13 protein-coding genes and 1 pseudogene are annotated in these 12194 nt (G+C 60.3%); 10 read left to right on the top strand and 4 right to left on the bottom strand.

Translation table 11 applies throughout. From position 1 onward, the window contains the following. The first annotated feature begins 6 nt into the window (after window positions 1-6). Both CO657_RS10790 and CO657_RS10785 read left to right on the top strand, forming a co-directional pair. On the top strand, window positions 7-942 hold the full coding sequence (locus tag CO657_RS10790; RefSeq protein ID WP_003594031.1) for a lipid A biosynthesis lauroyl acyltransferase: 936 nt from the start codon (window positions 7-9) through the stop codon (window positions 940-942). 287 nt (window positions 943-1229) lie between these two features. Next, window positions 1230-1946 carry a PAS domain-containing protein gene (locus tag CO657_RS10785; protein ID WP_054184772.1) on the top strand — a complete coding sequence of 239 codons (717 nt, stop codon included), beginning with the start codon at window positions 1230-1232 and terminating at the stop codon, window positions 1944-1946. A gap of 31 nt (window positions 1947-1977) precedes the next feature. Here CO657_RS10785 and CO657_RS10780 read toward each other — a convergent pair whose 3' ends face one another. From CO657_RS10780 to CO657_RS10770, 3 genes are all read right to left on the bottom strand, one after another. Next, on the bottom strand, window positions 1978-2337 hold the full coding sequence (locus tag CO657_RS10780) for a VOC family protein (RefSeq protein WP_003594033.1): 360 nt from the start codon (window positions 2335-2337) through the stop codon (window positions 1978-1980). After that, on the bottom strand, window positions 2338-2736 hold the full coding sequence (locus CO657_RS10775) for a polyketide cyclase (protein ID WP_054184773.1): 399 nt from the start codon (window positions 2734-2736) through the stop codon (window positions 2338-2340). A 70-nt stretch (window positions 2737-2806) separates the two neighbouring features. Then, window positions 2807-3598 carry a helix-turn-helix domain-containing protein gene (locus tag CO657_RS10770; RefSeq protein ID WP_054184774.1) on the bottom strand — a complete coding sequence of 264 codons (792 nt, stop codon included), beginning with the start codon at window positions 3596-3598 and terminating at the stop codon, window positions 2807-2809. Between the two features lie 204 nt (window positions 3599-3802). On the opposite strand from CO657_RS10770, the gene gndA reads away from it, so the two are divergent. Together gndA and CO657_RS10760 are read left to right on the top strand one after the other, a co-directional pair. Beyond that, window positions 3803-5254: an NADP-dependent phosphogluconate dehydrogenase gene (gene gndA / locus CO657_RS10765; protein ID WP_197283916.1), complete on the top strand. Its 1452-nt coding sequence runs from the start codon at window positions 3803-3805 to the stop codon at window positions 5252-5254. A 58-nt stretch (window positions 5255-5312) separates the two neighbouring features. Continuing rightward, a pseudogene (locus CO657_RS10760) lies at window positions 5313-5573 on the top strand (carbon-nitrogen hydrolase family protein); the annotation flags it as partial. Between the two features lie 18 nt (window positions 5574-5591). Here the strand turns inward: CO657_RS10760 and CO657_RS10755 are convergent. Beyond that, window positions 5592-6542 (bottom strand): LysR substrate-binding domain-containing protein, encoded by a 951-nt coding sequence (locus CO657_RS10755; protein ID WP_054184776.1) that lies wholly within the window; start codon window positions 6540-6542, stop codon window positions 5592-5594. A gap of 276 nt (window positions 6543-6818) precedes the next feature. Here CO657_RS10755 and CO657_RS10750 point away from each other — a divergent pair, with 276 nt between their 5' ends. From CO657_RS10750 to CO657_RS10725, 6 genes are all read left to right on the top strand, one after another. Further along, entirely contained in the window at window positions 6819-7661 is an 843-nt protein-coding gene (locus tag CO657_RS10750) for a transporter substrate-binding domain-containing protein (protein ID WP_054184777.1), read from the top strand. 140 nt (window positions 7662-7801) lie between these two features. After that, the gene (locus CO657_RS10745) at window positions 7802-8461 is read left to right on the top strand and encodes an amino acid ABC transporter permease (protein WP_054184778.1); all 660 of its coding nucleotides are present in this window, start codon (window positions 7802-7804) and stop codon (window positions 8459-8461) included. Continuing rightward, window positions 8461-9243 carry an amino acid ABC transporter ATP-binding protein gene (locus CO657_RS10740; protein ID WP_054184779.1) on the top strand — a complete coding sequence of 261 codons (783 nt, stop codon included), beginning with the start codon at window positions 8461-8463 and terminating at the stop codon, window positions 9241-9243. Before CO657_RS10745 ends, CO657_RS10740 begins: the two co-directional genes overlap by 1 nt. Before the next feature lie 80 nt (window positions 9244-9323). Then, window positions 9324-10049, top strand: a complete 726-nt coding sequence (locus tag CO657_RS10735) for an aspartate/glutamate racemase family protein (RefSeq protein WP_054184840.1) — start codon at window positions 9324-9326, stop codon at window positions 10047-10049. 13 nt (window positions 10050-10062) lie between these two features. Next, window positions 10063-11319, top strand: coding sequence for an NAD(P)/FAD-dependent oxidoreductase (locus CO657_RS10730; protein WP_054184780.1), 1257 nt, complete (start codon window positions 10063-10065; stop codon window positions 11317-11319). After that, entirely contained in the window at window positions 11319-12140 is an 822-nt protein-coding gene (locus tag CO657_RS10725) for an aspartate dehydrogenase domain-containing protein (RefSeq protein ID WP_054184781.1), read from the top strand. Before CO657_RS10730 ends, CO657_RS10725 begins: the two co-directional genes overlap by 1 nt. Window positions 12141-12194 lie beyond the last annotated feature (54 nt).

Below are 12194 nucleotides of genomic sequence, written 5' to 3'. Positions count from 1 at the left end.
CCCCAAGTGAAGCTCCTCATCACCCGGATCGTTCTGGCGCTCAGGCACTTCCAGCAATGGCTGGTAGCGCAGGTGATGTTCGGCTTTCTGAACGTGCTGAAGCTGTTTCCGGCTGATGGCGCGATTCGCTTCGCCGACAGGATGACGCGCCGCCTCGGCCGGCGGACGCGCCGCCACAAGCTGATGCTCGTCAATCTGCGCAATGCCTTCCCTGAGAAGAGCGAGGCCGAGATCGAAGAGATTGCGCTCGCAAGCTGGGGCAATATGGGCCGGCTTGCGGCCGAGTATGTCTTCCTCGACCAACTGTTCGACTATGATCCCGCAAATGCCGAGCCGGGCAGGGTGGAGGTGTCGGGCATCCCGATCTTTCTAGATCTGCGCGACAATCCGCGCCCCTTCATCGTCTTTACCGGCCATACCGCCAATTTCGAGCTGCTGCCGGTGGCGGGTGCCGCCTTCGGGCTTCATGTGACCGTGCTCTTTCGGCCGCCGAACAATCCCTATGTCGCCAAGAAGGTCTTCGATTTCAGGAGCGCGCGGATGGGCAAGCTGGTGCCGTCGCATGCCGGCTCCTCCTTCGCGCTCGCCCGTCAGCTGGAGGCCGGCCAGGGCGTGGGCGTGCTCGTCGACCAGAAATTTGGCAAGGGGCTGAAGGGCACCTTCTTCGGGCGCGACGTCAAGACCAATCCGCTGCTGCCGAAGCTGGTGCGCCAGTTCGACTGCGAGGTCTATCCGGCGCGTTGCATCCGGCTGCCCGGCAACCGCTATCGGCTGGAAATCGAGCCGCGGCTGGAAATGCCCCGCGACGCCAAAGGCAATCTCGACCTGCCGGCAGCCGCGCAGCTGCTCAACGACAAGGTGGAAAGCTGGGTGCGGGAATACCCGGAACAGTGGCTCTGGTATCACGACCGCTGGCAGATCAAGCAGACGCTCAGTTCCTAAGGCGCGTCGCGATCTATCGGATTCGCTCTCGCGATTCAGTTCTTTGTTTTGGTGCATGTCGTTATCTGCAAAACCGCGACACGCTTTTGCGCGACATGCTTTCAGAATATCCACCCCCAATTATCAGCGGTGAAAAGCGGCAATGGTCTCGGATTGAAACTGAGTGCATTTTCATGTTACCCGTCACTACCAAGACGCGAATAATGTCTACCGAAGGGCGCATTTTTCGAAATATGCCGCCATAATAGGTCTCGGACCGCCTCTTGGACCAATGGGAGTTGGGCGTCTTGCTGGAGCTTTTTCGAGCTTTTTCCATGCGTTGCACGCAGATAGAGGAAGCCATACGCCTGGGTGACGATCAGCGCGTCACGGCGCTCGACGGCCATGTCGAACCGCTGGTCGAGGCAATCCTCGCCCATCAGGCGGTCAATCTGCTCGAAGTCTACATGCAGCTGCAGTTTGTGACTCATCTCATCGGCCAGGACGCCGACGACAGCGCCAGCGTCACCGAGCACACGACGGTGCTATCCTTCCTGCTTGACCGCTATTTCGGCACGCATGGCCCGGACTGGCGCGTGCCGTCGCCTCAGGATGTGCGCATCGAGCCGCCGCCGGCCTATGTGCCTGATACCGACAACGGCCAATTCCTCAATTCGGCGATCCTCGAAAGCCTGCCGGACCGCGTCGCGGTACTGACCAGGGACTATCGCTTCCTCTATTCCAATCCAGCCAACTGCGCCCATCTCAACAAGAAGCCGATGGAGCTCATCGGCCGCCATCTTTCCGAATTCATCGGAGAGGAGCTGTTTGCCGCCTGCGCCAAATACAAGCTCGACGACTGCTTTGCCGGTGAGCAGATCGACTACGCCTATGAATGTCCGAACGCCAGCGGCGGATCGGGGCAAGTGCGCTGTCGCATGTCGCCGTTGCGCGATGTCGGCGGTACGGTGATTGGCGCGCTGCTCGTCATGGAGGATATCGAGCCGCAGCAGCCAACTGGCTGATCAATAGCTGGCCGCGACCAGCCAGGCACCTTCAGGCAGTCGCCCAGACGGCGAGTTCATATCCGTCGCGGTCGAGGAAATGGAAGCGGCGGCCTCCGGGAAAATCGGTGATCGGCCGGACGATGGTGCCGCCGGCTCTCTCGACCGACGTCAGCACCTCTTCGAGATCCCTGGCGTAGACGACGACCAGCGGGCCGCCCGGCCGCACGGGGCCGAAATCGGTGAAGCCGCCCTTCAGCCGGCCATCGTCGAATTCGCAGTAGTTCGGGCCGTAATCGGTGAAACGCCAGCCGAAGGCCGAGCCGTAAAAGGCTTTCGCGGCGGCGATGTCGGCGACGTTGAATTCGACATAATCGATGCGGCGATCGTGGTTTTCTGACTTCTCGGACATCTATCTCTCCATCAGGGCTTTCAGCATGGCGAGATCCTTCTCGACATGGGCGGCATCGGCTGAAAACTGCGCATCGGTCATGCCGGGCAGCCGCAGCAGCGTGAACATGACCTCGCAACCATCGCCGTTCGGCACGATGCGCAGCGCATTATAGACCCGGAGGTCGGATTCGATTGTCACCGTATGGTCGATCACGCCGAATTCATTGGTCGGCACGAAGCTCACTTTAACGGTGCCAAGCGCGCCATGGGCAATCCAGTCGGCGCCGTTCGGCTCGAGGCCGCTCGCAAGGCCGGAGGCCCAGAGCGGCATGTTCTCCGGCTTGCCGGCGAAATCATAGACGTCGCGCCAGTCGCGCTCGATCGATTGGTGGATGATTTTCGCGGGCATCGTCGACATGGCTTGCAGGTCCTCGATATTGGGTCTTGCTGTCATAACAGGCCGATCCGCGGCGTCTTGAACAAAACGGTCAGCCTGGTCTTTTCGGCATGCTGAGTTGGCCAAGAATGGCGGTAGGAGTCAGGCCCGAGAACTCGCCGACCTCGCGCGTCATGTGAGCCTGGTCGGCAAAGCCCGCTTCGAGCGCAAGCTGGGCAAGCGGCATCGTGCCCGACCTGCGGCAGAGGTCGAGGAAACGCTGGAACCGACGGATCCGTTCCAGCGTCTTGGCGCCATAGCCGAAATGGTGGTGGCAGCGGCGGCGCAGCTGCCTTTCGCTCATGTCGAGCCGGCCGAGCAGCCTGGACGCCGGGCGGCCGCTGTCGGCGGCGGCGAAGATCACGGCGGCATCCTCAGCGGGTTCGTCCGCATCGCGCGCGGCCTCTTCGAGCAGGCGGCCGAATAGCGCCATGGCATCCGCTGGATCGGGGCAATCGCCAAGCCGTGCCTCGAATTCGGCCGTGTGCTTCCAGCCGATGTCGGCAAGCGGCACCGAGCGGCCGAGCAGCGCCGAGAGTGGCGTCTTCAGCCAGGGTGCAGCGGCGCCCGGCGCAAAACGTGCGCCGATGACCGTCGTGCCCGGCCGGAGAGTGGGAAAGGCCGCCGTCCTGTCGGGCCCGGCGACTGCCAGCCGGCCGTCGATCCAGAGGAGGTCGCAATAGCCGTCCGGCACGATCGCCACCTGTGCCGGCGGTCCGTCATTGAGCGCATGCGACCAGAACCGGCTGAAATGGTGTCGCAGCCTCAGCGGCGGCGCATATTCCCGGTAGCGGCCGGCACGGGCAGCGAGCAACGCGGTATCTTTTCGTCTTTCCGGTGCCAAGGCGATCTCTCCCGAAACGCCGATAATACCATCAGATAGGGCATCAAGAGGAGGTCGTGCGAAAACTTGGTTGACAATCAGCCGGCACAAGCGGTTGTCGGACAAGTCGGGATATTGCAAGCGTCATTTCATTGCTTTTGCGAACCGATTAGACCCTTGCGAGACTTGCCGTTTGACCGAGACAGTGCCACAACACCGGTCCAAATGACACATCGGAGGTTTGTCGTGGAAAAGGCAGAAATCGGACTGATCGGTCTTGCGGTCATGGGCTCCAATCTGGCGCTCAACATCGCGGAAAAAGGCAATAAAATTGCGGTCTTCAACCGTACGCCTGAGAAAACCGACGAATTCTACGAAAGCGCCGGCGATCTGAAAAAGCAGATTATTCCCTGCAAGACGGTCGAAGAGTTCGTCGATGCGATCCGGCCGCCGCGCCCGATCATCATCATGATCAAGGCGGGTGATGCCGTCGATCAGCAGATGGAGGCGTTGCGCCCGCATCTGTCCAAGGGCGACATCATGATCGATGCCGGCAACGCCAATTTCCGCGACACCATCGCGCGCTTCGACCGCCTCAAGGATACCGATCTCACCTTCATCGGCATGGGTGTTTCCGGAGGCGAAGAAGGTGCGCGCCATGGCCCGTCGATCATGGTCGGTGGCACGGAAGACTCCTGGAAGCGCGTCGAGAAGGTGCTGACCTCGATTGCCGCCCGCTACAACGACGAGCCCTGCGTCGCTTGGCTCGGCAATGACGGCGCCGGCCATTTCGTCAAGACCATCCATAACGGCATCGAATATGCCGATATGCAGATGATTGCCGAAATCTATGGCATCCTGCGCGACGGCCTCGGCAAGAGCGCCTCCGACATCTCCGGCATCTTCGGCGAATGGAACAAGGGCCGGTTGAACTCCTATCTGATCGAGATTTCCGAGAAGGTGCTTGCGGCGACCGATCCGGTTTCCGGCGGCCCGATGGTCGACATGATCCTCGACAAGGCCGGCCAGAAGGGCACCGGCAAGTGGTCGGCGATCGAGGCGCAGAACATGGGCATTCCGGCAACGGCGATCGAAGCCGCGGTCGCCGCCCGCAGCCTCTCCTCGATGAAGTCGCAGCGCGAAGCTGCCGAAAAGATCTTCGGCACGCAGGCCGTATCCTTCCCGATCGCTTACGGTCCCGAACTCAACAAGGATCTCGAACTGGCGCTGTTTGCCGCCAAGATCGGCGCCTATGCACAGGGCTTCGCGGTGATGGCGGAAGCCTCGCGCGAGTTCAACTGGTCGCTGCCGATGCCGACGATTGCCAGGATCTGGCGCGCCGGCTGCATCATCCGCTCGCAGTTCCTCGACGAGATCACCTCGGCCTTTACCAAGGCGCCGGACGCTGCGAACCTGATCGTCACGCCGGCCTTCTCCGACATGGTCAAGGAATCGATCCCGGCACTGCGCCGTGTCGTCGCCGCGGCGATTTCCGCCGGCCTGCCGGTGCCGGCGCTGACTTCAGCGCTCACCTATTTCGACGCCTACCGCCAGGGCAGGGGAACGGCCAACCTCATCCAGGCGCAGCGCGACTTCTTCGGCGCTCACGGCTTCGACCGCCTGGATGGCAAAGATTTCCACCACGGCCCCTGGGGCAGCGGTGCGGCGAGCTTCTGAGGCTTGCCGAGAAGAGATCGAGGAAAGCCCGGCCATCGCGCCGGGCTTTTTCGATCAAGGAAAGTTTCTGATCTTATGTTGCTCCAACAATATGATGCCACGAGATAAGGCGGAAATTTTCAAGGAGCAGCATAATGTCGTCCGCGGCGAAAGATGCCGCGAAACCGGCCTCTGGATGATATCGTCCGACGTGACAGGCGAGCGCGATGGGCGCGTCGCCTGGGGACCGACGGCGGTTCTGAACCCGGAAGGGCAGGTCGTGACACAATTGCCTCTGGAAAAACCCGGCTTGCTGCTCTTCGACTTTCCCTCCTCTTAGTCGGCAGCTAGGACGTCTTCACTCCGACGCCTGAACGGGCCGCCGTTGACAGTAAAAACGCGCATTGTCCGTCGAATGCCTGCTCAGGCGCATCTCCTTCAAAAGCCAGTCGCGGAAAACACCAATGCTGGGCTGATGGGACTTTCGCTCCGGATAGACGAGGAAATAGGCCTCCCCAGACGCGATGGGGGCGCCGAAAGGCATATGGAGCGTGCCGCACTCGATTTCCTGGCGCACATAGAAACTGGGGACAAGTGCTATCCCGAGACCGTTGATGGCCCCGTTGATGATCATGTCGAAATAGGCGAAGCGCGGTCCCTGGAGGCGACCGTTATAGTTCACCTTGCTCAGTCGCAACCAATGCATCCACAGGCTTGGTTGTCCGGCGTTCTGCAGCTGGATATAGTCTGAAATATCCGTCGGGGAACACTGCGTGCCCGGCGGTATGAGTTTCGGAGATGCGACGACGACGAGTTCCTCGTTGAGGAGTTTGAAGCACCGTGCGTGCAGCCACGAGCCGACCCCGCGCAGAATCGCGATATCCAGGCGTGTCGTCTCGAAATCAAGATTGGTGTCGGCGCATTGCACTTCGATCGGAATGTTCGGATGTCTGTCGATGAAGGAGCCGAGCATCATTGGAAGCCATCGCGAAGCCAGCGTTGGATGCGTGCCTAGGATCAATGACGTGTCTATCGACCGTCCCCGCACGGCATCCATCGACACCTCCTGCAACTTGTCAAGGGTAAGCGACACGTCACGGTAATAGGCCGCGCCAAGTTCCGTCAGCACCAGCCGCGGCCCCGACCTATGAAACAGCGTAAGTCCGAGAAATTCTTCCAGATTCTTGATCTGTCGGCTTATCCCGCTTTGGGTGATGCCGAGTTCCTCGGCCGCCCTCGTAAAGCTCAGATATCTGGCGGCGGCCTCGAAGGCATGCAATGCGGAAAGGGACGGCAGAAGGCGTCTCATAGGAAAATTTCACCCTTTGCCGAACAATTCCAAGCATGAGTAAAAGTCATGATAGGGAAAATTTTCAATGCTTTTGTTCTCAAGTCAACTGCGCAATGATGTTTCCAAGCCAATATAGACAACCGCCGGCCAACGCGCGGTGGGGAACTCAGTCATACAGTCAGAAGCGGAGTGCCAATCCGCCAGGCGCATAATTGCGCGATTTCCCCTCTGTATCGCTCATCCTGCAATCCGCCACAGGGATTGCTGCACACAAGACGACAAAAGGGGAACGCAATGATCAAACGTAGAGTATTTAACATGGTGCTTGGCGGTTTCGCCGTCGCTCTCGCTTCGCCGGCCGTCATTGCGTCGGCGGCAAGGGCTCAGGGCAAGAGTTCGCTCGACCGCATCAAGTCTTCGGGCGTCCTGCGCATTGGCGGCATACCTGACGGCGTGCCTGGATACCAGAAGGCCCTGACGGACGGCCAGTGGCGCGGCTTCTATGTCGATATCGCGCAGCAATTGGCCAGCGATCTGGGTATCAAGCTTTCGATCGTCGAGACGACTTGGGGCAATTCGGTCCTTGATCTTCAGGCGGACAAGATCGATGTCTTCTTCGGCCTCAATCCGACGCCTCAGCGCGCCGAAGTCATCGATTTTTCCGGCCCCATCTTCAAAAACGCCTTTACTCTCGTCGCCAACAAGAAGCTGCAGGGTGAAACCTGGGAGGATTTCAACAAGCCGGAAGTCCGCATTGCGGTCGATGCCGGCTCTGCGCAGGACAGCGCGGCGACGCGCAACGCGCCCAATGCGCAGATCCTGCGGCTGAAGACTGTCAGTGACGGAACCGCGGCCTTGCAGGCCGGCCGTGCCGATGCGCAATGCCTCGTCGTTGTCAACGCGTTGCCGCTTCTGGCCAAGAACCCATCGATCGGAAAGCTGATCGTTCCGACCCCGATCGACGCCACGACATCCAATGCCGGCTTTCGCCGCGAAGAGGATAAGTCCTGGTCGAAATTTGTCGATGATTGGATCACCAAATATCGCGAAAACGGCTTCGTTCAAAAGAGCGTCATCCGCAATCTGGATCTCGTTGGAGTGAAGGAAAGCGACTTCCCCAAGGGATTGACCATCTGACGCTCCAAGCAGCCTTTCCGACAATCGTGCGGAAAGGCTGCATCCCAGCCGTCAATGGCTCCTTCTCCTGACAGCATTCTACCTGAGCGTCGGCTTTATCCGGCCGATATCGCTCGCAAGAGAAATGCGGCGGTCGATGTATGTATAACTGGGACTTTTCGATTATCTGGTCTTATCGGGGCATTTTGCTCGATGGGGTGATGATCACCTGCGCCATCACGGCAGCCATCATCGTCCTGGGCATGATTTTTGGTCTGGTTACCGGCCTTGGAAGCATCTCGCGGTTGTGGGCCATACGTTTCGTTTCGGTCGCGCTGATCGAAGTCTTTCGCTGTACGCCCCTCATCGTTCAGCTCATCTGGTTTTATTATGCGCTGCCGATTTTGGCCGGGATCGAGATGACGCCGCTCACGGCGTCGCTCGTGGCGCTGTCATGCTACGGCGGCTCCTTCTACGCGGAAATTATCCGCGGCGGCATCGTCTCGATTGACCCGGGGCAATCGGAAGCGTCTGCGGCGCTCGGAATGCTGAAGGGACAGATCATGCGGCGAATCGTTCTGCCGCAGGCCCTGAAACGCATGGCACCGGCGCTCATGAACCAGTCGATCATCCAGTTCAAGAACACGTCGCTGGTGTCGGTTCTTGCTGTTCCGGACCTCGTGTATCAGAGCCAGATGGTCGCTCACGACAGTTTTCGTCCTCTCGAGACTTACACGGCGGTCGCTGTGGCGTACTTCGCTATCCTATTTCCTCTGACGATCTATGTGCGTCATCGCGAGAAGAAATTCGGAGTCCGCTAATGACCGATCTCGTCGAACCGAAAATCGAAATTGCCGGCCTCAAGAAAAGCTACGGCCCGCTCGAAGTATTGAAGGACATCAATCTTAACGTCGCCACCGGCGAAGTCGTTGCCATGATCGGCCCATCCGGCTCGGGAAAATCGACGCTGCTGCGCTGCATGAATCTTCTGACGATACCGGACAAGGGAACGCTGCGGGTTGGAGATACGCGTTTTTCGTTCGACGCGCAGGAAAAGCCTCCGAAAGACCGCGAGCTGGCAAGCTTCCGCAGCCGCACGGGCATGGTGTTTCAGCATTTCAACCTGTTTCCGCATATGAGCGTGCTGGAAAACGTCATGGAAGCTCCGATCCAGGTCAGGAAACTCAACCGCGGCGCGGCCGAAGAGCTGGCGAGATCGCAACTGGCAAAGGTCGGCCTCGTCGACCGGGCCGGCCAGATGCCGCATACGTTGTCGGGCGGGCAGAAACAGCGGGTGGCGATCGCCAGGGCCCTGGCCATGCAGCCGGAAGTCATGCTGTTCGACGAAGCGACATCCGCCCTCGACCCTGAACTGGTGGGCGAGGTCCTGAATACGATGCAGAATCTCGCCTCCGAAGGCATGACCATGGTCGTTGTCACGCATGAGATCGCTTTTGCCCGGGAGGTCGCAGATCGGCTCGTCTTCATGCGGGACGGCGTCGTGGTCGAGGATGGACCTGCGAAAGACGTCATAGACAATCCCAGGCAGGAAGCGACGCGGTCGTTCCTGTCCCACTTTCATCGCGCAAAAAACAGCAACTGAAGGGCAATCACCGCGGTCGTTCATGGCGCAGCAGCAAATCTGCCGCGAGGGATGTCTGTTGCCGAAAAATGGAGAAGATCATGATTTTGAAGGGCGGATTTACCAATTACGGCCAGGAGATTGGCGTCCTGATGCTGGACACCGCGTTTCCCCGTCCGAGGGGGGACATAGGCAACGCCTATTCCTATGATTTCCCGGTCCGCTACAAGACCGTGAAGGGCGCTTTCGCCACCAGGATCATGGGCGATCATCCCGATGAGGATCTGATCGCGCCGTTCATCACGGCAGCGCAGGAGCTTGAAGCCGAAGGCGTGCGGGCAATCACGACAAGCTGCGGCTTCCTGGGGCCGTTTCAGAAGAAAATCGCATCCGCCGTCAACATCCCGGTCTTCACATCGGCACTGATGCAGGCGCCGATCATCAACGCCATGTTGCCGCCGGGCAAGATCATCGGGGTCTTCACCGAGCGGAGCAGCCATATGAACGACGACCATTTCAAGGGTGTCGGCTGGTCCATGGACGACATTCCCGTCCAAATCCAGGGCATGAAGGCGGATGCCGAGTTCCCCGCCACCTACATCATCGGGCGGCGAACGCTAGACTTCAGCGTCCTGAAGGAAGAGATGCTGGAGATGACGCGCGAGTTCATGGCGACATGTCCGAATCCCGGCGCGATCCTCTTCGAATGCACGAATATGTGCCCATTCTCGTCCTTCGTGGCCGAGGAATCAGGCCTGCCGGTCTTCGATATCAATACGCTCATCAACACGTTCCATCTCGCTGCAAACCCCCGCAACTACTACTGATCTGGAGAGTGGCATGCGCGTCGCAGTTATCGGTGCAGGTATTGTCGGAGCGTGCTGCGCGCTTGAGCTGATCCGCGATGGCCACGACGTGACGATCGTGGAGCCCGGGGCGCCCGGCGGCCCGCAGTCGGCTAGCTATGGCCATGGATGCTGGATAAGTCCGGCCTCGGTCGTGCCCATGTCCATGCCGGGTCTTTGGCGTCGCGTTCCGGGATATCTGCTCGATGCGCGCGGTCCCCTGGTCATTCGTTGGCGCCATATCGTGCCGCTGATGCCCTGGATTCTAAGGTTTCTCATGGCCGGGGCAACCGATGCGAAGGTCGAGAAGACGGCGATGGCGCTGGCAGGCCTGCTGGGCGACAGCCCCAGGCGCCATGCCGAACTTGCTGCCGAGATCGGCCGGCCGGAGCTTATTCGCAACGACGGCGTCCTCTACGTCTATCCTGACAGACAGGCTCTGGAGGCTGACGGCCTTGCTTGGCGGCTGCGCTGCATGGCCGGGGTAAGGTGGACGGAACTCGATCGGGAGGCGCTACGCGAGAGGGAAGTCAATCTCGCCGACCGCTATGCCCTTGGTCTTCTGGTGGAAGACGGCTCCCACTGTGTCGATCCGGCTGCCTATGTCGGACGCCTCGTGGACGTTGCCGTGGAACGTGGCGCATTGTCGGTTCAGGGCGTCTGCAAGCGCATCGCATCCGCAGAAGATCAGGCCGTCACGGTCGAGATGGACACGGGAGAGACGATCGCATGCGACCGCGTCGTAATCGCGGCCGGAATCTGGTCGAAAGCGCTTGCCAGGCAGGCCGGCGACCGGATCCCGCTCGAATCCGAACGGGGTTACCACGCTGAAATCGAGGGCACCAAAAACGGCCCTTGCCATCCGGTCATGCCAAGCGACGGCCGGATGGCCAATACGCAGACCTTACGCGGGCTGCGCCTGTCGGGGCAGGTCGAACTGGCATGCACGCAAGCGCCCGCCAACTGGCAACGGCTCGATATCCTGATCGAGCACGCCCGCAAAACTTATCCCGCCTTGAACTCTCCTGATGAGTGGACGGTCAATCGCTGGATGGGGCATCGACCTTCGACGCCCGATGGTCTTCCCGTCATCGGGCCGTCCAGCGGCTCGCCGGACATCTTATACGCCTTCGGACATGGTCACGTTGGCTTTGCCAGCGGGCCGATTACCGGGCGCATCGTCGCGGATCTCGTTTCGGGCGCCAGGGTGCCGGCCGACGTCGCGGCTTTTTCTGCAAGGAGATTCAAATAGTGGAAACGAATGTTGTTCGAATTGGGCTTGCCGGCTTCGGAAGTTCCGGACGCGCAGTTGCCGCCGCCCTCGTGAAGGGTGCGATTCCGGGTATCGGTCTTGCCGCTGTCAGCGCCCGAGATTTGGAAAAGGCGCGTGCTCATCTCGCGACCCTGGACGCCAGCGTGCCGGTGGTGCCGCTGAACGAGCTCGCCGGCCATTGCGACCTCGTCGTTGAGGCCGCAACCGGCGCCGCTATCCCTCAGATCGTGGACGCGGTCCTTCCGCACGGTAAGGACCTCATCTGCGTCAGTGCCGGCGGTTTTCTCGCCGTGCCCGACCTGGAGCAGATCGCGGCCCGGCATGGAGCTCGAATACAGATCGCTTCCGGCGCAATGCCGGGGCTGGATATTCTGCGTTCAGCGAAAGAGGGAACGATCCGCAGCGTACACCTCAAGGCAAGGGTCAAGCCGGAGACCCTCGCCAGCGAGCCCTATGTCCTGGAGCAGGGCTTGGATTTTCGCCAGCGGCGGCCCGAAAAGCCGGTATGCGTCTTCAACGGCATGGCCACCGATGCGGCGCGTCATTTTCCGCGGCATCTCAACGTTGCCGTCTCGATCAGCCTGGCCGGCATCGGCTTCGATAGAACCGTCATCGAATTGTGGATGGATCCCGACATTCCCGGTGCCATCCACCTTTTGACCATCGAGGCCGACGAAATCGGCCTGACGATGGAGAGTCGCAATCTTCCGTCGGCCAATCCGAAGACTTCACGCATCGTCGCGCCGAGCATCCTGGCGGCCCTTCGGGAGCGCGTCGCCACGATCAGGGTCGGTTCCTGACGCAGCCTTTCTCATCCAATCATCGACGTTTCGCGGTGCTCGTCGAGTGCCCGG

It is taken from the genome of Rhizobium acidisoli (genome assembly GCF_002531755.2).
Classification (GTDB): domain Bacteria; phylum Pseudomonadota; class Alphaproteobacteria; order Rhizobiales; family Rhizobiaceae; genus Rhizobium; species Rhizobium acidisoli.
The sequence above is the reverse complement of the archived record's forward strand: the minus strand, read 5'-3'. Positions and strand labels throughout refer to the sequence as shown.